The 20,751-nt window shown below is 61.4% G+C and carries 17 protein-coding genes; 9 read left to right on the top strand and 8 right to left on the bottom strand.

Annotation, left to right across the window (positions count from 1 at the left end; translation table 11 throughout):
• Window positions 1-61 precede the first annotated feature (61 nt).
• Complete coding sequence (locus tag F0P96_RS10990; RefSeq protein ID WP_420844130.1) at window positions 62-766, bottom strand: TerC family protein; 705 nt, start codon at window positions 764-766, stop codon at window positions 62-64.
• A gap of 176 nt (window positions 767-942) precedes the next feature.
• Window positions 943-1,440 carry a YajQ family cyclic di-GMP-binding protein gene (locus F0P96_RS10985; protein WP_151078907.1) on the bottom strand — a complete coding sequence of 166 codons (498 nt, stop codon included), beginning with the start codon at window positions 1,438-1,440 and terminating at the stop codon, window positions 943-945.
• A gap of 150 nt (window positions 1,441-1,590) precedes the next feature.
• Here F0P96_RS10985 and F0P96_RS10980 point away from each other — a divergent pair, with 150 nt between their 5' ends.
• Window positions 1,591-2,028 (top strand): GNAT family N-acetyltransferase, encoded by a 438-nt coding sequence (locus F0P96_RS10980; protein ID WP_160620183.1) that lies wholly within the window; start codon window positions 1,591-1,593, stop codon window positions 2,026-2,028.
• Window positions 2,029-2,042: 14 nt separating this feature from the next.
• Here F0P96_RS10980 and F0P96_RS10975 read toward each other — a convergent pair whose 3' ends face one another.
• On the bottom strand, window positions 2,043-2,363 hold the full coding sequence (locus tag F0P96_RS10975; RefSeq protein WP_151078905.1) for an Mpo1-like protein: 321 nt from the start codon (window positions 2,361-2,363) through the stop codon (window positions 2,043-2,045).
• Window positions 2,364-2,434: 71 nt separating this feature from the next.
• Between F0P96_RS10975 and F0P96_RS10970 the strand changes: the two genes are divergently transcribed.
• Window positions 2,435-2,929, top strand: coding sequence for a PaaI family thioesterase (locus F0P96_RS10970; RefSeq protein ID WP_151078904.1), 495 nt, complete (start codon window positions 2,435-2,437; stop codon window positions 2,927-2,929).
• Window positions 2,930-3,017: 88 nt separating this feature from the next.
• Here F0P96_RS10970 and F0P96_RS10965 read toward each other — a convergent pair whose 3' ends face one another.
• A complete protein-coding gene (locus tag F0P96_RS10965; protein WP_151078902.1) occupies window positions 3,018-4,022 on the bottom strand; it encodes an NYN domain-containing protein in 1,005 nt (334 codons plus the stop codon).
• Between the two features lie 464 nt (window positions 4,023-4,486).
• On the bottom strand, window positions 4,487-5,242 hold the full coding sequence (locus F0P96_RS10960; protein WP_160620185.1) for a metal-dependent hydrolase: 756 nt from the start codon (window positions 5,240-5,242) through the stop codon (window positions 4,487-4,489).
• 220 nt (window positions 5,243-5,462) lie between these two features.
• Between F0P96_RS10960 and mfd the strand changes: the two genes are divergently transcribed.
• The 3 genes from mfd (at window position 5,463) to F0P96_RS10945 (ending at window position 11,177) form a co-directional block, all read left to right on the top strand.
• Window positions 5,463-8,969 carry a transcription-repair coupling factor gene (gene mfd / locus F0P96_RS10955; protein WP_151078900.1) on the top strand — a complete coding sequence of 1,169 codons (3,507 nt, stop codon included), beginning with the start codon at window positions 5,463-5,465 and terminating at the stop codon, window positions 8,967-8,969.
• A 187-nt stretch (window positions 8,970-9,156) separates the two neighbouring features.
• Window positions 9,157-10,578, top strand: a complete 1,422-nt coding sequence (locus tag F0P96_RS10950; RefSeq protein ID WP_151078899.1) for an AAA family ATPase — start codon at window positions 9,157-9,159, stop codon at window positions 10,576-10,578.
• Window positions 10,578-11,177, top strand: coding sequence for a hypothetical protein (locus F0P96_RS10945; RefSeq protein ID WP_151078898.1), 600 nt, complete (start codon window positions 10,578-10,580; stop codon window positions 11,175-11,177). Before F0P96_RS10950 ends, F0P96_RS10945 begins: the two co-directional genes overlap by 1 nt.
• 263 nt (window positions 11,178-11,440) lie before the next feature.
• On the opposite strand, the gene F0P96_RS10940 is transcribed toward F0P96_RS10945, so the two are convergent.
• Window positions 11,441-11,623 carry a hypothetical protein gene (locus F0P96_RS10940; RefSeq protein WP_151078897.1) on the bottom strand — a complete coding sequence of 61 codons (183 nt, stop codon included), beginning with the start codon at window positions 11,621-11,623 and terminating at the stop codon, window positions 11,441-11,443.
• Between the two features lie 119 nt (window positions 11,624-11,742).
• The gene (locus F0P96_RS10935; RefSeq protein ID WP_151078896.1) at window positions 11,743-12,870 is read right to left on the bottom strand and encodes a hypothetical protein; all 1,128 of its coding nucleotides are present in this window, start codon (window positions 12,868-12,870) and stop codon (window positions 11,743-11,745) included.
• Window positions 12,871-13,343: 473 nt separating this feature from the next.
• Here F0P96_RS10935 and F0P96_RS10930 point away from each other — a divergent pair, with 473 nt between their 5' ends.
• The 3 genes from F0P96_RS10930 (at window position 13,344) to F0P96_RS10920 (ending at window position 18,286) form a co-directional block, all read left to right on the top strand.
• The gene (locus F0P96_RS10930) at window positions 13,344-13,805 is read left to right on the top strand and encodes a hypothetical protein (RefSeq protein ID WP_151078895.1); all 462 of its coding nucleotides are present in this window, start codon (window positions 13,344-13,346) and stop codon (window positions 13,803-13,805) included.
• 501 nt (window positions 13,806-14,306) lie between these two features.
• Window positions 14,307-15,887: a tail fiber domain-containing protein gene (locus F0P96_RS10925; RefSeq protein WP_151078894.1), complete on the top strand. Its 1,581-nt coding sequence runs from the start codon at window positions 14,307-14,309 to the stop codon at window positions 15,885-15,887.
• A gap of 200 nt (window positions 15,888-16,087) precedes the next feature.
• Window positions 16,088-18,286, top strand: coding sequence for a hypothetical protein (locus F0P96_RS10920; protein WP_151078893.1), 2,199 nt, complete (start codon window positions 16,088-16,090; stop codon window positions 18,284-18,286).
• A gap of 238 nt (window positions 18,287-18,524) precedes the next feature.
• Here F0P96_RS10920 and F0P96_RS10915 read toward each other — a convergent pair whose 3' ends face one another.
• Entirely contained in the window at window positions 18,525-20,054 is a 1,530-nt protein-coding gene (locus F0P96_RS10915; RefSeq protein WP_151078892.1) for a tail fiber domain-containing protein, read from the bottom strand.
• A 295-nt stretch (window positions 20,055-20,349) separates the two neighbouring features.
• Here F0P96_RS10915 and F0P96_RS10910 point away from each other — a divergent pair, with 295 nt between their 5' ends.
• Window positions 20,350-20,727, top strand: coding sequence for a hypothetical protein (locus F0P96_RS10910; RefSeq protein ID WP_151078891.1), 378 nt, complete (start codon window positions 20,350-20,352; stop codon window positions 20,725-20,727).
• The last annotated feature ends 24 nt before the right edge of the window (window positions 20,728-20,751 follow it).

The raw sequence follows: 20,751 nt of genomic DNA, 5'->3' as shown, positions 1-20,751 counted from the left end.
AACAGCAACAGGCCCGACGGAAACACTTCCGCCGGGCCTGTTGCTTGCCGGATTGGTGCGCTTAGTCGTAGCGCGAGTCGCGCAGGTGCACGGGCTCGGCTTGCTTGCGCAGGCGCATGTTCAGCAGCTCCACCACCAGCGAGAAGAACATGGCAAAGTAGATGTAGCCCTTCTCGATTTCCTTGTGGAAGGCCTCCATCACCAGCATCACCCCAATCATAATCAGGAACGACAGGGCCAGCATCTTGATGGTGGGGTTGCGGTTGACGAAAGTGCTGACGAGGCCCGAAAACGCCATCATTACGGCCATGGCCAGAATCACAGCCAGAATCATAATCAGCACGTTGTCGACCAAGCCCACGGCCGTCAGAATCGAGTCGAAGCTGAACACGATGTCGATGACGATGATTTGCAGGATGATGCGCGTGAGCGTGCTGTATTGCGGCGTAGTGCCCTCGGCCTCTTCTTCGCCCTGGAGCTTGGTGTGAATTTCGGTGGTGCTCTTGCCGATCAGGAACAGGCCGCCGAAAAACAGGATGATGTCGCGGCCGGTCACGCCAAAGTCGTGGTCGGCCCACGGAATGTCGATGTGAAACAGCGGGGCTTTGAGGCCCACAATCCACGAAATACTCAGCAGCAGCCCGATGCGGAACAGCAACGCCAGCATCAGACCGATGGTGCGGCCGCGTTTCTGGTCCTTCGGGTCGAGCCGGTTGACGACGATGGAAATGAAGATGATATTGTCGATGCCCAGCACGATTTCCATGAACGTGAGGGTGAGCAAGCTCACCCACGCCTGGGGGTCAGAAAAGACAGAAAGGTCGAACACAGTGTTGAAAGGGAGGAATGCGTCGGAATGTGCGGAATGTGGAAAAATGAACGGATGCAGGCCCGTCAGGTGCGGCCGCATGAGTCACATTTCCTCACATTTTCCACATTGAATTAGCTTTTCATGTTTACGAACTGCAGCGGCTGGCCGAGCGTGGCGGCGTTGGCGCGCAGCAAGGTAATGACAGCTTGCAGGTCGTCGATTTTTTTGGCCGTCACGCGCAGCTGGTCGCCTTGAATCTGGGCTTCCACCTTCAGCTTGGAGTCTTTGATGAGCTTCTGAATCTGGCGGCTGAGGTCTTTCTCGATGCCGGCCCGCACCTTCAGCGTCTTCTTCACCAGCGCGCCCGAGGGTTTCTCGTCGGCCGAGTAGTCGAGACAGGTTGCGTCGAGGCCCTGCTTGATCACGCGGCCCATCAGAATATCCTCCATAGCCTTGATCTTCATGGAGTTTTCCGACGACAGCTCGATGCTGTTGTCGCTCTTGTTCAACTCGTAGCCGCCCTTGGTGTCGCGGAAATCGTAGCGCGTCTGCAACTCCTTTTTGGCGGTGTTGACGGCGTTTTCCAGCGTTTGCGGGTCTACTTTGCTGACGATATCGAAGGATGCCATGCGAGCGGGGAAAGGGGTAAAACCATGTCCGCCTCGGCCCCTGGGCCGGAACGGGAGGCCAAAGGTTGGCTAATTTGGCAAACTATCCAACGCAACCGGCCCGCAAATGGCTACATCCGCCGGCCGCCTTTCCGTCTTTCCTGCGTCCTCATGCCCGTAGAAGCCCCGCTTACCCCCGCCGACTGGACCGCCTACTACCGCCTGCGCTTCGAAGTGCTGCGCCAGCCCTGGCAGCAGCCCGCAGGCTCGGAGCGTGCCCCCGACGACGACGCGCCCACCACTACCCACGCCCTTTGGCGTGCGCCCAGCGGCGCAATAGCCGGCGTAGCGCGCCTCAGCCCCAGCGGCCCGCAGCAGGGCCAAGTGCGCTACATGGCCGTAGCGCCCGCCTGGCAGGGCCACGGCGTGGGCCAACAGCTCATGCACTACCTCGAAGACGCTGCCCGCCGGCAAGGCTTCACGGAAATTGTGCTGCACGCCCGCGAAACGGCAGTGGCGTTTTACCAGCGCCTTGGCTACACGGTCATCGAACCGTCGCACACGCTGTTTGGCGTCATTCCGCATTTTCTGATGCAGAAAAGTCTGTAATGGGCTGTTGCGGGCTATCCGTTGAATTTCTCCCGGCCGCGCAGCAAGTCCCAGTACAGCCGGAAGTCGCCGCGCAACGAGAGCCACGGGTACTGAAAGGTGGCCGGGCGGTTCTTCTCGACAAAAAAGTGCCCTACCCACGCGCAACCATAGGCCGCTACCACGCCCGCCAGCAGCAAGCCCGGCCGGCGCAGCCCCACGGCGGCCAGCACACAGAGCAGGAATAGCGAAGTGCCCACGAAATGCAGCACCCGCGTGCCGCGCCGGCTATGCTCGCGCAGGTAGTGCGGGTAGAACTCGGCAAACGTGAGGTTGTGGGGCAGGTGGGAAGCCATAGCGCGCAGCAACTGGGGTACGAGGAAAGTAACCTAACTTTTCGGCCAAACCCAACCTATACCTGCCCCGCATGGCCGAGCAGCCCGACGTAGCCGCCTTGGTGGCTTTTTACAACCAAATCAACCACTACGGCCGCACCAACGGCCTGCAGCTGACGGTGCAGGCGCCCGGCCGCGTCACCTATACCATGAAGGTGCGCGAAGACCACCTGTCGTCGCCCGGCACCTGCCACGGCGGCGTGGTGGCCGGCCTGATGGACGCCGTGCTGGGCGCCGCCGCCCTCACCCAGGCTTTTGTGGAGCAAGAATTGGTATCCACCGTCGAGTTCAAGATGAACTTCCTGCACCCCGTGCGCCTGCACGACGAGCTGGTGGCCACCGCCCGCGTCGAGCACCACGGCAAAAGCTTGGTCGTCGTCGACGGGACCATTGAGTGCCCGGCCCGGCAGCTTACGGTGGCGCGCGGTTTGGGCACCTTCAACCGCTACCCGGCCTCGAAGCGCGACTTTATTCAGGCCCTGACCGGGCAGTTGGGCGCCGAACCCGACGCGCCGCAAACTGCCTGAACGCACCGCGGCCGGACTCAGCAGGAGCCGGGCAAGGCGCCTACTGGTCCGGCCGCGATGGTAACGCCGGGCAAAGTAATGGGGTAGCTTAGAGCTGTTCGGTTTCGGCCGATTCGGGCTCGTGCTCGTTGTCGTATTCCTCGTCTTCGCTTTCGGCAGGAGCCTCGGTTTTACGCACGTTGCGGGCACAGTCTTCGTTGCGGTGGTTACGACCCACGGTGAATTCCACCCAGTCGCCTTCGTGCAGCTCGTTGAAGTCCTGGCCGTCGGCCATGTCGGCGTAGGAGAAGAACAGGTTGTTGGGCGGCATTACCACAAACCCGTAGCCGTTCTTCAGGTTCTTGATGGTGCTGACACCAATCGAGCCTTCGGGGCCGGCAGCCGTGGGCACGTAGGGCCGGGGCGGCGTGGCCACGTTGGGGTACGAGGAGGGCTCGGGCGTGTTCACAAACAGCTCGTCGACCAGGGGCTCGTACTTGCTCACGGGGTTGTCAATCACCTCGTTCATGGCCACGGCGTAGTTCACCGTCTCCAGCAGCAGCTGCGAGGGGCGCGTTACGCGGTTTTCGCCTTTGAAGTCGGTGTACTTGAAGTCCCAGCTCAGCAGCATCACGCGGGTACCCACGGTGTTCAGCTTCTTGATCAGGGGCACGTAGTCGGAGTCGCCGGCAATGAGCACGACCACGTCCAGGTGCTTGGTCATGGACAGCTCCAGGGCTTCGAGGGCCAGCCATACGTCCACGCCTTTTTCCTGCAAGCGGCCGTCGCGCGTCTTCAGGGGCATGTAGTGCGTCTGGATCGACATGTTCATCAGGATGTCGTCCAAAAGACGGTCGTGGAACAACCGGTCTTTCTCGCGGGCCTCCGTGGCCGAGAGGCGGCCGCGGAAGAAGTGAGGTTCCGTAATCTGGCACAGGCGCACATCGGCGTCTTCGTCTTCGGCCACTTGGTGGCAGATAAACTCGTGCAGACCTTCCAGGCTGATACGAGCCTTACGCTCGTGCTGGAAGTAGTAGTAATCACTGATCTTCAGGAAATAATTGCCGTCATAAAAGACGCCGATCCGGATCAGCGGGCTATTCATCGCGTTCATGCAACTGGGTGTGGGTAAGAGGTAAGAAAAAGGGGCGCAAACTCCGGGCCCGGTAGCCGAAAGTGTTCAAAGGTACAAACTGTATAGTGAATTTCAGATGTATTTCACTACACAGACACTCAAGCAGAAAGAAAAATTAATCATTGAAATAATTCAATAATTAACCTATTTTTCTACCTGACCAAAGCCGTTACCTCTCCTCGGAACGCCAGCACACTATAAAGAGCCATAACGATGGCAAAAAGCTAGATATAGGCACTGATAACGTCCGATGAGCGGCAACTACTCGGCGGGACAATGTTACAAATTCTTTGCTAGCAAATCGTATTCTTTCCCATTCAAGTAGTCCATTTTAGTCAACAACTGCCATTTCAATGATTTTGAGCGGTTTTTTAGAAATTCCGCCGTTCGCATTCCAACGTTGCGAAATCCGCAAAATTGAATCCCTTCAAGTTCGCAGTGGCTTATCCAGGTAACAGCGCCGGACCAAAACGCTGCCAGAGCAGCAGGGCCACCACCAGCCCGTAGCCCACGCAAATCACCACTTCCAGCACGTTGCCCGAGGCCGAGCCGGTACTGATGAGCGGAATCTTCAGGGCCTTATCGGACAAGGGCAGCACGTAGCGAATACCCGATTTGGTGAGCGTATCGGCCAACAGGTGCGACATGTAGCCCCCGCCGGCGTAGGCCGCCACGCCGTGCCAGCCCAAATCCTTGTTGGCGAGGTAGCCGATGTAGGTCCAGAGCGCCGCCGCCCAGATGGTGTGCGTCCAGGTGCGGTGCGAGGTGAAGGGTGCCGTGGCCACAAACGCGCCGAGCAAACTGAGCCACAGAAACTGCCAGTACAGCCCCGCCAGCACCGAGGCCACGCCCGTGAAGAGCAGCGCCAGCTTGCGCGCCGACTGGTTTTGCATGGCCATACCGATGAGAAACATCGACAGCGCCGCCGTGAAGGCCACGCGCTGGTTGGGGCCGGGCGCGAGGTTGAAGTGCGCAAACACAGCCAGCAGCACGCCCGCCCCGGCAAAGGCCCAGCGCACAAAGTTCTGTGCAAAGCCCAGTCGCTTGCTCAGGCGCGAGCCGGGGTGGTCGAGGTCGGGTGCCAGGGACGAAAAGCCGGCCAGCGCAATGCCGGGCAACGACAGCTTGAGGTCGGGCGCGACAGCGGCAATGCCGGCGCCGGTAATCAGGCCAATAGCAAGGTGAGAAGAGCCGCGCACGGGGAAGCTGCAAGGGAGGATGGAGGACGAAAGTACGGCGCTAATTTTTCGGGGCAGCGGCCCGACTAGCCCAATGCGGGCTTTTTCCCGCCCAACTACCCCGATCCATCGGTGGCGCGGAAACTTTCGGCCCGGCCCTGCGGTATTCCTACCAGTGCGCCCGACCGGAATTCTGTCCCGGCCGGGCTTCTACCTTTGCTGCCTCTCTAGCCGACTGCCCGTGCAAGCCTCCGAATTCCTTCGCCTCTATTCGCTCGATACCGATATTCAGACCCTGGCGCTGCGCCTGCAGCCGGGCAACGACGAGGTGCCGCTGCGCTTCCACCTGCGCGGCCTCGTGGGCAGCCAGGACGCTGCCGTGGCCGCTGCCATTCACCTCGACCGGCCCGACGAGCACCTGCTCTTCGTGCTCCACGACAAGGACGAGGCCACCTACTTCGCTTCCGACCTGCAAAACCTCGTCGGCGACCGGGAGGAGGTCTTGACGTTTCCCAGCTCCTACAAGCGCGCCTATTCCTTCGACGAGACGGAAAACGCCAACGTGCTCATGCGCGCCGAGGTGCTCAACCGCCTCAGCGGCAAATCGGGCGAAAAGGGCAAAACGGCCGACGAGAAGGCCAAAGCCAACGCGAAAAAGAACGAAGACGCGCCGCCCAAGGGCGCCCTTATCGTGACCTACCCCGAGGCGCTGAGCGAAAAAGTCATCAACCGCCAGAGCTTGGTGCAGAACACCTTTACCTGCAAGGTGGGCGACCGGCTCGACGTGAATTTCCTGGGCGAGCTGCTGGCCGAGTACGACTTCGAGCGGACGGATTTTGTGTACGAGGCCGGCCAGTACGCCATCCGCGGCGGCATCGTCGACGTGTTCAGCTACGCCAACGAGCTGCCCTACCGCATCGAGCTGTTCGGCGACGAAATCGAGAGCATGCGCACCTTCACGCCCGACTCGCAGCTGTCGGTGGAGAAGAAGGAGCAGATCAGCATCGTGCCCAACGTGCAGACGAAGCTGCTGACCGAGAAGCGCGAGTCGTTTCTGGAGTTTGTGCCTGCCAACACCGCCGTGTGGGTGAAAGACGTGCGCCAGCTGCTCGACATCGTGGGCGAGCAGTTCGACAAGGCCGAGCAGAACTTCCAGACCATGCTCGAAGAAGCCCACGGCGTGCAGATCAAGTCCAAGCCCGAGGACCTGTTCGAATCGACCAAGGCCCTGAAAAAGCACCTGGAACGCTTCCCGGTGCTGGAGTTCGGCAAGCGCTTCTACCACAAAGAAGCCGAGCAGGTGCAGTTCACCAGCAAGCCCCAGCCGAGCTTCAACAAGGACTTTTCGCGCCTCGTCAAGAACCTACACGAAAACCAGAGCCGCGACCTGCTCAACATTATTGCCGCCGACTCGATGCGGCAGATCGACCGCCTGCGCACCATTTTCGACGAGCTCGACCACGACGTGCGCTTTCAGCACCTCGGCCTGGGGTTGCGCGAAGGTTTCATCGACGAAAACCGCAAAGTCGTCGTCTACACCGACCACCAGCTGTTTGAGCGGTACTACCGCGCCCAGGAGAAGCGCAAGTTCTCCAAGAAAAAGGCCCTTACCCTCAAGGAGCTGCGCACCCTGCAACCCGGCGACTATGTGGTACACCAGGACCACGGCATTGCCCGCTTCGCCGGCCTCACCCAGGTCGATATCAACGGCCACTTGCAGGAGGCTATCCGCCTGGTGTACCGCGACGACGACGTGCTGACCGTGTCCATCCACGCCCTGCACAAAATTGCCAAGTACTCGGGCGCCGAGGGCACGCCACCGAGCATGTCCAAACTCGGCTCACCCGAGTGGGAGAATAAGAAGAAGGCCGTCAAGAAAAAGGTCAAGGACATTGCCGCCGACCTCATCCGCCTCTACGCCAAGCGCAAAACCGCGCCCGGCTACGCCTTCGCCAAAGACTCCTTCATGCAGGCCGAGCTGGAGTCGTCGTTTATCTATGAAGACACGCCCGACCAGGCCAAGGCCACCGAGGACGTGAAAAACGACATGGAGCAGCCCCACCCCATGGACCGCCTCGTGTGCGGCGACGTGGGTTTCGGCAAGACCGAAGTGGCCATTCGGGCCGCCTTCAAGGCCGTGGCCGACGGCAAGCAGGTGGCCGTGCTGGTGCCCACTACCATCCTGGCCATGCAGCACTTCAAAACCTTCCGCGACCGGCTCGGCGAGCTGCCCGTCACCGTCGACTACATCAACCGCTTCAAAACCACCAAGCAGGTGAAGGAGACGCTAGGCAAGGTGGCCGCCGGCAAAACCGACATCCTCATCGGCACGCACCGACTCACCAACAAGGACATTCAGTTCAAGGACCTCGGCCTGCTGGTGATTGACGAAGAGCAGAAGTTCGGCGTCAAAACCAAGGACAAGCTCAAGGAGCTGAAGGTGAACGTCGACACGCTCACGCTCACGGCCACGCCCATTCCGCGCACCCTGCACTTTTCCCTCATGGGCGCCCGCGACCTGTCCGTCATTGCCACGCCCCCGCCCAACCGCCAGCCCGTGCAAACCGAGCTGGCCGTGTTCGACGAGCACCTGGTGCGCGACGCCATTGCCCGCGAGCTGAAGCGCGGCGGGCAGGTGTTCTACGTGCACAACCGCGTGAAAGACCTCGACGAGCAGGCCGCCATGATCCAGCGCCTCGTGCCCGATGCCCGCATCACCAGCATCCACGGGCAGCTGGAAGGCGAAGTGCTCGAAAAGCGCATGATGAAATTCGTGGAGCACGAGTACGACGTGCTCGTGTCCACCAACCTCATCGAATCGGGCCTCGACATTCCCAACGCCAACACCATCATCATCAACCGCGCCCACATGCACGGCCTCTCCGACCTGCACCAGATGCGCGGGCGTGTGGGCCGCTCCAACAAAAAGGCCTACTGCTACCTGCTCACCCCGCCCGTGGCCGGCCTCCCGAGCGACGCCCGCAAGCGCCTCTCCACCCTCGAAGAGTTTTCGGACCTCGGCGCGGGCTTCAACGTGGCCATGCGCGACCTGGACATCCGCGGCGCGGGCAACCTACTCGGCGGCGAGCAGTCGGGCTTCATCAACGACCTGGGCTACGAAACCTACCACCAGATTCTCGACGAAGCCGTGCAGGAGCTCAAGGAAACCGAGTTCCGCGACTTGTTCCTGGGCGACACCACCGGCCGCCTCAAAGACGCCGCCGACTTTGCCCGCCCCCGCGAGTGCAACGTCGAAACCGACCTGCAAATCCTCATTCCCGATACCTACGTCTCGTCCGTCTCCGAGCGCCTGCAGCTCTACTCCAAACTCGACCGCGCCCGGGAGCCCGAGGAGCTGCGCCGCCTGCTGGCCAGCATGGTCGACCGCTTCGGCCCGCTGCCCGCCGAAGTCGAGCAGCTGGCCGACATCGTGCGCCTGCGCTGGCAGGCCTGCCGCGTGGGCTTCAGCAAAATCTCCCTCAAGCGCGACACCCTCAAAGGCTACCTCGACGCCGGCGAAGGCCACGAGCCCTACTTCCAGGGCGAGCAGTTCGGCCAGATCCTGAACTACGTGCAAACCCACCCCCGCCGCGCCAGCATGAAGGAGCGCAAGGAGCAGCTCATCATCACCATCGCCGACGTGCGCGGCGTGCAGTACGCCCGCCAGCTCATGAACGAGCTGGCCCTCGAATCCATGCCGCCCGTGGTAGCCACGGCTGCGGTGTCGGATGATGAGGATGAGGGGTAAGCGGCGCTAGAAACAACCTTAGAAGCTGATCATTTTGAAGAAAAAAAAGCCTTCCTCAGATTAGGAAAGCTTTATATGAATACATTCGCAACAAAATAACCAAACGCAAAGCCACTGTATTCTTCGTACAATGTAAAATAGCGTTAACTATACATAACAGTTTTCCAACAGTCAAAAAACAAAAAAAATGGAGTTTTTACTAAAAAAAATAGGACCTATTGAAAACGCACGTATTCAACTAGGGGATCTAACCGTTATATGCGGAAAAAACAACCAGGGCAAATCATATGCAACGCATACTATATACGGCTTCCTAAGAACATGGACAAGCCATCTTTATAGTCAAGCACTAAGTATAGATCAAGATTTTATTAGCGGGCTAATCACAACTGGAAGAGCAGAAATTGATGCAAGAGACTACGTTAGCAGAGTTCAGAAGTCTTTAAGCATAATTAGCGCCCAATACAAAAGTAGCCTCGGCGAAATATTCAGTGCAAATTCCGCAGAATTCGCCCAATCAGAATTTGATGTTAAATTTGATCTACTCCCATTAGATCTATCTGATGAATACTCATCAGATACCACGAAATACTCTGTCAAGATAGTCCAATGCTATAAAGAGGCAAATAGCCACATTTTACAATTTATACTCAACAAAGAAGACAGCACAGCTGTAAGGGGTTATCGAAGCTCTCTTCCATTCATTATAACTGAATTAATTGCCAATTTTTTCACCAGAAAAGAATTCCCAAATCCATTTATCATATCTTCAGAAAGAACAGGCATACATTTATTTCAAAAAGAGCTCGATATTAACAAAAATACATTAGTGGACTATCTAATGAGAATGGATAAAAAGAAATCGTTTGACCCATTTGACTTAATGAACGAAACCCTAAGTAGATATTCATTACCAATCAAAGCCAACATTGATATTGCCAGAGACGGAGAGAACCTAATCAAAGAGAATAGCATATTTAAAGACACACCTGAGATTAGCGGATATATAGAACGCCTACTAGGCATTGAATACGAAATTCAAAACGGTCAGCAGATAGTCAAAACAAAGGCATTAAAAGGCAAGAAAAAGAAGGTCATTCCTTTTTATTTAGCGTCCACTTCTGTACGAGCCTTGTCTGACTTAAACATTTACATCAAGCACATAGCCAAGCACGGAGACATATTAATAATAGACGAACCTGAGCTCAATCTTCACCCTGAAAATCAAATAAAAATGGCACGCCTCTTTGCCAAACTTGTAAACCGGGGAATAAAAGTATTTATCACGACACACAGCGACTATATACTAAAAGAAATAAACAACTTAGTAATGCTATCATCTGATTTGGATAACAAAAGCGTTTTAATAAACCAGCTTGGCTACAAAGAAGACGAGTACATACTCCCAGGCTCAATAAAGGCATATATGGCACAGGACGGAATAACTAGTATAGAAGTAGATAGCCTTGGACTTAAATCAACAACTTTTGATGAGGCAATTGACAGTATATCCAGAATATCACAAGAATTATTCACTAGTATTGAAGACACAATCACAAATAAAGCAGGTAGCAAACAAAAGAAATACACAAATAAAAAACACGACTAATGATACATACAGCTTTAGCAAATAACATCAGCAACAAATTAAAACTCAATATAGGCGGAACTGGCAACAATGTAACATTACAAGAAAACGCCCCCGGTCCAGGGCTAAAAGAAGTAACTATAAGAGGCTTACCAAATTTATCATCAGCTTACACTCTCGACAAAAGTAATATCAGGAATTTATATTTAAAAAAGAGCCAGCCAAACATTAATTGTGGATGCGATGGGCTAATATCAGTTACTACAGATGACCCAAACCCAAAAACAGTAACAATATTTTGCGACTTAAAATCAACAAAACTACGACCAAATGATTACGAACCACAACTAATTAGTTCCTATTTAAAAATTGAGCATATTAAACAATTGGCAACCATTTTTGAAAATATTGATTGCACAACCCAAAGCACATTTACAATATTCTACTTAAAGTCAGGTTCTGGAAGAATCACAAAAACCTCTGTTCGACCTGGCGCAGGATATGAGATATCAACTACAAGTTTTACACACACGAATTTCAATACCAGAAGAATTATATTAGTAGCTTTTGAACGCACACATGGAAATAAAATACATATAAGTAAACTATTATCTCCATAGATAGTGACACCCGCCAAACTGGCGCGAGCTTGTAGTTCGTGCCAGTTTGGCAGGCGGCTGTGCCTCCCCGCTCCCACCCAAACCCCAGTTACCACCGCCGCCCCAACTTCACCCGATACTGCAGCCGCCAGCATGCGCGCCTGCCACCGGGCATTGCAAGTCTGATACCGAGTGCCACAGCCACCCCAAAAACAAACAACGCCCCTGACCTACTGGCCGGGGGCGTTGGTGCTTGGTAGCGTCCGTGTTGGGCGAAAACCGGGCTACAGGGTGGCCTTGCGGGCGTTAACGGCCGCTTCGAGGGCGTCGGCTTCGGCCAGGGAGGCGGTGAGGCGGGCCACGTCGAATTCGCGGTCGATGAGGGCCACGGGGTTGAACTCGATCTGGCGGTCTTGCAGCTCGGTGATGCGGCGGTTGAAGGAGCGGCGGCGCTTGTAGTCTCCCACTGGTGCGAGCTTGTAGCCCGTGCCCAGCTTGGCGGGAGGTTGTACCTCCTTGCCGCCCCAGCGGCAAGCCGGCTCTGACCGTTACGAAAGCTGCCCCCGCTTCTCCCACAGCCCGCCCGCTACGGCTTCTTCGCGGCCGGCCGGGCGGCGGGCTTCGGTGGTTGGTGCCGGGCCAAGGCCGCCCGCACCGCCGCGGCCGTGGGCAGCTCATCGAGGTACGGGCGGGGGGTATGGTCTTCGCGGTACCGCGGGCGGCCGTCAGGGTGCTGCCCGTCCAGCCGGTAAATGAGCGTCTGGTAATGCGGGGCCCGGCCGTACAGCACCTCCCCGTCGTCGCCCTCGAACCCCTCCCGCAGGCTGCAGGTGGTCAGGGCCAGCAGCTCTTTCTGCCCGTCGTGGTCTACGTCGACAAAAAACAGGGACGCCAGGTTGGTCAGGTCGGCCATGGTGGGCAGGGGCAGCACCTGCACGGCGTAGGTGTCGGGCGCGTAGGGGTCGAGCACGTACAGGTCAGTGCCGTATTCGTTTTCGGGGCCGCCCGCTAGCGAGAAAAACAGCTGCCGGCCGTAGGCGCCGGGCCGCCGGGGATAAGCTACCACATCCGTCGTTGTTCGGGCGGCCAGCGGCAGCACCCGGTGCAGGAACGCGGCGTCCGTCTCGTCCGCTAGCCGCCGCGCCAGGCCGGTTTTCATTGTTTGCGTTTCCGTGCGCTGGGCGGCCGACCACATCAGCGGCGCGTTGGCTCCCGTGAGCGGCACCGTCAGGGTCAGCTCCACGCGCACGGCCCGGCCCCGGTGCCGGCCCGGCACGAGCTGCGGCAACCGGCTGAGCAGGTCGTACGCTAGTCCGCCAGCCATGTTCTCGTCGGCGGTGCCGGCCAGCACTTTGACGTTTTCCATCCGGCCGGTTTTGCCCACCAGCAGCCACAACACCAGCTTTTCCGGCACCGGAATACTATCGGGCACCACCAGCTGCTGCCGCACCACCTGCTCCACCGCCGGCCCGATGCTCCCGCCGCCCACCAGCGTCGGCAGCTGCGCCACGCCCGCGTAAATCGAGTCCGGCCCGGCGGCCCGCGCCGTCACCCGGCCGGTCGGCGGTAGTTTGCCGGAGGCCGTATTGGCCGGGCGCCCGGCAGGCGCCGCCGACGGCTGCCGTTGCTGCTCCTGAGCCAAGCAGTTGGTCAGTAGCAACGATGTGATGACGAGCAGCAGCCAGTGGCGTGGCGAAGCAATGGATGCAGACATTAACAAGGCTGGTTTTCCGCAAAGATACCTGCGGAGCCGCGCCGCCAGCAGCCCGTGCGCGCCTGCCACCGGGCATTGTCACCCCGACAACAACCGTTGTGCAGTCGGCACCGCCCGTTGTGCGGCGGCCACCAGCCATTGTGCGCTCGGCACGGAGCATTGTGAGCCCGTCACCGTTCATTGTGCGGTTGACACCGGCCATTGTGAGCCCGTCACCGAGCATTGTGAGCTTGACACATGCCATTGTGCGGTTGACACCGAGCATTGTGAGGTCGACACGAGCCATTGTGAACCCGGCACCGGCCGTTGTGAGCCCGACACGTCCCCTTGTGCGGTCGTCATCGGTCATTGTGCGCCCGTCAACCGCCATTGTGCGGTTAGCCGCCGGTATTTTTTCTCCCGTCAGTACCATCGAATCTTTATAACCATATATTACTCCCTAATCCACATCCATCTTTTTTCCTCTCAATCCCATGAATGACAAGCAACGGGCGAAACTGCAGATGATGCAAGCCACCCTGGCCGTGCTCGAGGAGCACGCCGACCTCTACGCCACCAACGCCGCCCTCACCACCGCCCGCCAGCAGCTCGCCGACCTGGTGGCCGACCTCGACCCCACCGCCACCACCCAGCAGCGCGCCGCCGGCGTGGCCAAGCCCGGCGCCGTCAAAAAGAAAACCAAGCTCCTGCTGGCCCAGCGCGCCGCCGAAGTCGCCGCCGCCCTCTTCGCCCACGCCGACGCCACCGACGACCTCAACCTCCAAACCGACGCCGACTACTCCGAATACCAGCTTACCCGCGCCACCGACAACGACCTCCAGCGCATCGCCAAAAACCTCCACACCCGCGCCACCGCCCTGCTGCCCCAGCTCCAGGAGCAAGGCGTAACGGCCCAGGAGCTCACCGACTTCCAGGCCGCCCTCACCGCCTTCTAGCAAGAGCAAACCGCCCCCCGCGTAGCTGCCGCCGACGGCAAAGCCCACACCAAAACCCTAGGCACCGACCTGCGCCAGGCCACCGCCCTGCTCCGCAACCGCCTCGACAAGTTCCTCGTCCGCTACCAGCGCAGCCAGCCCAAGTTCCACACCGCCTACCAGTCGGCCCGCCAAACCATCAACACCGCCGCCCGCTCCGCCAAGCCCGCCCCGGCCGTGTAGTTCGGCCCCGCTTCCGCCCACCGCGCCGCCGTGGCTCCCTCTCGCTTTGGGAGAGGGGCCGGGGGTGAGGTGCCCCGTTGCCCATCTATCCTACCGCCTTTGTTGCAATTACGCGCCAGCACCCGGCCTCCCCCACGGAAACCGGGCGCTTTGCGTTCCGGCGCGCCCGCTCCCCAAATTCCGTCACTCACCCCCCGCCACCGGTTGTTGACAGCCATTGCCGGAAACAGCGGGCGGGCGCGTCCCATCTTCGCTCTGCTTCTCACCCCGCCGCGGTCCATGAAAACAACCCTACTCGTTTCCTTGCTGCTCACGGCCGCCAGTGCTGCCGCCCAAGCCCAAACCCCCACCGGCTCGGTAGGCATCGGCACCGCCACGCCCAACCCCACAGCCGCCCTCGACATTTCGGCCACCGGCAAGGGCCTGCTCATCCCGCGCATGGACTCGGCCGCCCGCGCCCAGATTGCCAGCCCGCCCGACGGGCTGATGGTGTTCCAGACCGACGGCCGCAAGGGCTTCTGGTACGCCCTGAGCGGCACTTGGCTCTTCATCCCCGACAAGGCCCGCGCCGGCGACAACCTGGGCAACCACGTGCTCAGCCAAAACTTGGTGCTCAACGGCAAGCGGATAGTAGGCGGCACGGCCGCCGCCCCCGGCACCAACGGCCTGACCATCGACGCCAACGGCCTGGTACGCCTGCGCACCGCTATTCGCCCCCTCAACACCTACGACAATGGTGCCGGGCTACGTCTGGATGATGCCGATGCGGGCTTCCTGGTGCGCACCAGCATCGGCTACGGCCCGCCCGCGCCCGCCCTCAGCGGCTCCGGCGACCGGCTGATGTGGACCAGCTACTTCGGCTCATTCCGGGCCGGGGGCGTCGACGGCACGCAGTGGGACGCCGCCAACATGGGCTTCTACTCCGCTGCTTTCGGCTACAACAACTTGGTTGTGGGCCTCTACAGCCTGGCCACCGGCTACAACAACAACGTGCGGGGCAGCTACGCCACCTGCCTGGGCCGCGAAAACGCCATCGACCAGCTGTCTTCCGGGGCCTTGGTCATTGGCCGGAGCTGCCGCGCCCGGGGCAACTACAACCTGACCGGGGGTATCAACAGCAAAGCCCAGGGCAACTACTCCGTGGCCCTGGGCGAATGGTGCACCGCCAACGCCGCCAACGCCATCGTCATGGGCCGCTACGCCTCGGCCAGCGGCCGCTTCGGCACCTTCACCATTGCCGACGCCAACGGCAACGACACCCTGCGCGCCACCACCAACAACCAGTTTTCGGCCCGCTACGCCGGAGGTTACCGCCTCTTCACCAACACCGCCATGAGCGTGGGCGTGCAACTAACCGCCGGCGCCAACGCCTGGACCGTCATTTCGGACTCCACTAAAAAAGAGCGGGTGGTGCTGGCCGACGGCAACCAGTTCCTCGACCGCATCAACGCCATGCGCCTGGGCTCGTGGAACTACCGCGGCCAGAGCCCCGACACCATGCGCCACTACGGCCCCATGGCCCAGGACTTCTTCGCCGCCTTCGGCCACGACGGCGTCGGGCGCAGCGGCAACGCCACCACCATCAACCAGGCCGACTTCGACGGGGTCAACCTGATTGCCATTCAGGCCCTGTACCGCCGCGTGCTGGCCCTGGAAACCGAAAACGCCCGCCTGCAACAGCAGATTCGGCAGGGGCAGGCTCCGACCGCTGAGTTGCTCGAGCTGCGCCGCCAGAACACCGCCCTGCAGACGCGCACGGCCCAGGCCGAGGCCGACCACGCTGCCCTGCTCACCCTACAGGCGCAGGTGACCCGCTTGCTAAGCACGCAGGCTACGGCCCAGGCACCTGCGAGCCGATAACCCCGGCTTTTGTGCCCGCACGCCGCGCCGCCAACCTCCGGGTAGGCGGCGCGGCGACGTTTGGCGGGGGGCGTACCGCCCGGTCGGCGCGGTGGTTTTGTCGCATCAACATGCGACAAAACCACCGCGCCGACCGGACGACCTTTGTTGGGCCCGCCGGCCGGGCCTTACTGCTCGTCCCATTACTCGCCCCTATTGCCATGCTTCACAAATACGCCTGCGCAGCGCTGCTGCTGGCCACCGCCCCCGCGGCCCTGGCCCAAACCACCGGCTCGGTAGGCATCGGCACCGCCACGCCCAACCCCACAGCCGCCCTCGACATTTCGGCCACCGGCAAGGGCCTGCTCATCCCGCGCATGGACTCGGCCGCCCGCGCCCAGATTGCCAGCCCGCCCGACGGGCTGATGGTGTTCCAGACCGACGGCCGCAAGGGCTTCTGGTACGCCCTGAGCGGCACTTGGCTGTTTATCCCGGACAAGGCCCGCGCCGGCGACAACCTCGGCAGCCACACCGCCAGCACCAACCTGGGCCTGAACAACCACTGGCTTAGCAACGCCCCGGCCAACGCCAACGGCCTGCGCGTCGATAACGGCGGCAACGTAGGCGTGGGCGTCGGCAGCCCCACCCAGCGGCTCGATGTGGACGGCGGCGTGCTGGCCCGCGCCCACGCGCCCGTCGGCAACCAGGGCGCCTACCTGCAATGGAACCGCACCGGCGGCGACGGCGAAACCTGGCTGCTCAACCAGCAGGGGCTGGGCGGCGCCAACGCGGGCATCCGCTTCGGTGGGGCCACCACCGGCAACGCCGTCACCGAGTGGGCCCGTTTCCTCAACAACGGCAACCTGGGCATTGGCACCACCGCCCCCGGCCAGAAGTTGGAAGTAGCCGGGCAGGTGTACAGCAGCACCGGCGGCTTCCGCTTCCCCGACGGCACGGTGCAAACCACCGCCGCCGCGGCCGGCGGTGGCGCGGGCGACAACCTGGGCAACCACACCGCCACCCAATCCCTGAAACTCAACGGCCAGACCCTGTCCAACAACGGCACCGGCGGCCTGCACCTCGACGACGCCGGCAACGTGGGCGTGGGCACGGCTACGCCGGCCGGCCCCCTGCAGGTCAACGGCGAGCGAATCAACCCGGCCGGCGTGGGCGTCGACCAGCAGCAGACGCTGGGCTCCGGCTCCGACTTCAAGGTGGGGGCCAGCCAGTCGTTTACGGCGGGCAGCAGCAACCGGCTGGTGCGCGTCGACATCGGGCTGTTCGATGCCGGGGCCGGCCAGGCCGTCTTCACCCTGTACCAGGGCGCGGGCACCGCCGGCACCCTGCTGAGCACCCAGACCTTTGCCATCAGCAACCTGAGCTACAGTTCGACGCTGGTGTACCAGAGCATCGTGCTGCCCACGCCGGTGCTGCTGACGGCCGGCCAGCCCTACACCCTGAGCGTGCAGGCGCCCTCGGGGCGCATTTACTTCTTCTTCCAGTCCGGCAACCCCTACGCCGGGGGCACGGCCATTCCCCAGGGGTTTCCGGGCACCGACGTGGACCTGGCCTTCAAGACCTACATGACCACGCCGGCGGCGGTGGAGTCGGTGCCGGCCCTCACGGTGCTGCCCTCGACCAACGTGGGCATCGGTACCGCCGCGCCCAGCCAGCCGCTCGAAGTTGCGGGCACCGTCTACAGCAGCACCGGCGGCTTCATGTTTCCGGATGGAACTACCCAAACCAGCGCCAACCGCGCCCTGACCCTAAGCGGCCAGAACCTGACCCTGACCGGCCCCGGCGGCACCACTGTGGCCCTGCCCACCAGCCCCGGCGACAACCTGGGCAACCACACCGCTACCCAAAATCTGAAGCTGGGCACCAACGCCTTGGTGGGCAACGGCGGTAGCACCGGCCTTTCGGTAACCAGCGCCGGCAATGCCAGCCTGCCTGCCGCCAACGCCTACACCTACGCCGCTGCCAAGACCTACAGCATCACCTACGGTATCAGCGACGCGAATCCGGAGCTGGAAGGCGCTGGGGCCTATAAGATTCGCGTCCCCATCGGTCAGGGCGAGTATATCTACTCGAACTATGCCCTGCGCATTCCCGTGCATCTGCCGCAGGGGGCTACCATCACCGGCATCAAGTGCTACGGCCAGGATACCGACGCGTCCACTGACCTGCGGGTGTTTTTCATTTCGGTGCTGCCCACCGACACGGGCATGGGGGCCCCCGGCTCTTACAGCGACGCTGCTTTTTCCTCGGGCACCCCGGGCTACGCCGTCCTGTCCTTCACACCCACCAGCTCCCGCGTCATCGACAACAGCCGGGCGTATTACGTGCTGGTGGATGCGAAAAGCACCGACTGTGCCTTCGGGGCCGTGCGCGTGACCTACACCGTGACGCAGACCGAGTAAGTCGCGGACGGGCTGCGTGGCAATGTCTGCCGGCGGCCCTGCGTGGCCTTATCCGTTGTCCGCCCAGCCACCGGCCGCATCGTTTCCAGCGGCAACGCCTGCTGGGCTACCGGGACTACCCCAGCGCCCAGCCAGGCTATGTGTTCTTCGGCGACGTCGGCACCTCCACCGACGTTTTCGCCGGCGCCACCCACCGGGCAGACTTCCGCGTGGCGGGCGGTATCCGCTTGCACCCTACTTACCGTTGCGCCTGCGCCGCTGGCACCAGCGCGGCGCGCAGGGCGGCTACCTGCTCCTGCAAAGTCAGCAAGCTGGCGTGGTCGGCCTGCTGGGCGGCCTGGGCTTGGTCGGCGCGCCGGGTTTGGGCGGCCAGCGCCGCCTCCAGTTCTTTAATAGCTTCGAGCAGCACCGGCGTGAGCTGGGCGTAGTTCACGGCCTTGTAGCCCTGGGCATCGGTGCTTACCAGTTCGGGGTAGATGCGTTCTACTTCCTGGGCCAGCAAGCCCACCTGCTCGGCCCCGGCCGTGCCGCCGTGCTGCACGCCCAGCGCGTTCCAGCGGTAGCGCACCCCGCGCAACTGCCGCACGGCGGCCAGCGCCCCGCCCAAGGGCCGCACGTCCTGCTTGAAGCGCACGTCGGAAGGCGACACGTTGCTGCCGCGGATGGTGCCGTTCACGTCCAGGGTGTAGCCCGCGTTAAGGGTGTTGATACCCACGTTGCCGGTATTCTGGTTCCAGCTCATTACGCCCACGCCCCCCGCCCCGTTCACCCGCTCCAGAATCAGGCGGTCGGCGGCCTGCCCGGCTTCGTTGCCGCCGGTGTTGTGGCGCAGGTTCCAGCCGTAGGCGGTGTTCGATTCGCGCCACTGCAGCGTGCCCCCGGTTACGAGGTCGTTGGTGTTGGAGTGCAGCAACAAGGTGGGCGAGGCCACGCCGGCCTGCTCCACCACGCCGGCGGCACTGATGCGGATGCCGTTCGAGCCGCCGTTGCCCACCAGCTGAAAGGTGCCCAGGTTGAAGTTGCCCCCGGCCGCCGTAATGGGCATCCACTTGCCGTTGCCCACGCCGTCAGAAGTAAGCACCCGACCAGCGGCCTGCGTGCCGTCGACGATGCGGATGGCCGCGTTGGCGTTAATGTAGCCGGGGTGTCCGGCCAGCCCCACCCAGCGCAGGGGCGTCTGGCCGGGCCGGCCAGCGGTAAAGATGCCGCCCCAGCCCTCGGAGCGGTAGGCGTTGCCCCACACGGCGTAGTCAATATCCTGCCCGTAGGGCCCCGTGCCGTAACCCGAGAGCGTGGTGCGGGTGTAGTTGCGGCCGTAGACGCTGCGCGTCATCAGGGCCACGCTTTTGCTGGGCACCGACGACTGGATCAGTACCTGGGCCGTAGAGTCGCCCAGGGCGGCGGTGGCCACCCCTGTCAGGGGCTTGTTGTTCAGGTTGAAAGCCTGGGTGGCGCGGTGGTTGCCGAGGTTGTCGCCCGACTTGGTCTTATCGGGGATGAAGAGCCACTCGCCGCTCAGGGCGTACCAGAAACCCTTGCGCCCATCGGTCTGAAACACCATCAGCCCGTCGGGCGGGCTGGCAATCTGGGCGCGGGCGGCCGAGTCCATGCGCGGAATGAGTAGGCCCTTGCCCGTGGCGCTTAGCTCAAGGATGGCTTTGTCGTGGGGGGCACCGGCCGTGCCGATGCGCACTCCGCCCGGCGTGGTTTGCGCCGTGGCGGCGGAGGCCATAAGCAGAGCGGCCAGAACCGGGTAAAGCTGTTTCATAGAGGCACTGGAAAGAAGGTCGGGCGATACGGCGCTTAATAGTAGCACACTGACCTATCCTAACCAGCAGGACTACCAAAGAATGTAAGCCAACGACGCTGTGCGCATTACAGACGGCGGTATTTGGGTAGCCGGCAATGCCGCCGCTAACCGGGTGCCTCCGTTTCCCGTCGGAAGCAGATGTCCACCACGCCGCTGCCGCTGCCTGCTCGCCACTCGCAAAGCTGCTTTCACTTTTGAAGCTCCAGCCCACGCCTTTTCGTAGTTTAGCCACCCCAGTCCTGCCCCTATCGATATGTATTCCCCGCAGAAAGCCCGCCTGCACCTGAGCTTGATAGCCGCCTGCCTGCTCACGGCCAACCTGCTTCCCACGCTCAACAAGCTCTGGTTTGTGAGCGAGTCGGGCAACTACAGCGGCAGCCCCCTTCTCACGGCCCTGGTACTGGCGGGCATGTTCAACCGCTGGCGCCCCGCCCGGGCGCTGCTGGCGGCGCTGTCGGGGCTGCACTTCATGCTCCTCTACTTCATGGTTCATTCCGGCGGCCTTGCCTCCGTGCGGCCCGGCTTCTACGCCACCGGCGCGCTGCACCTGCTGGCCCTGGGCATCCTGTGCTTCTCGCCCGACCTGAACCGCTACATGCACGACGCCCCGGCCCGCCCGGCCGCCCGCTAGCACCAGGCTCGCGCAGCCGCCCGT

This window comes from Hymenobacter busanensis (assembly GCF_008727865.1).
Taxonomy (GTDB): Bacteria; Bacteroidota; Bacteroidia; order Cytophagales; family Hymenobacteraceae; genus Solirubrum; species Solirubrum busanense.
The sequence above is the reverse complement of the archived record's forward strand: the minus strand, read 5'-3'. Positions and strand labels throughout refer to the sequence as shown.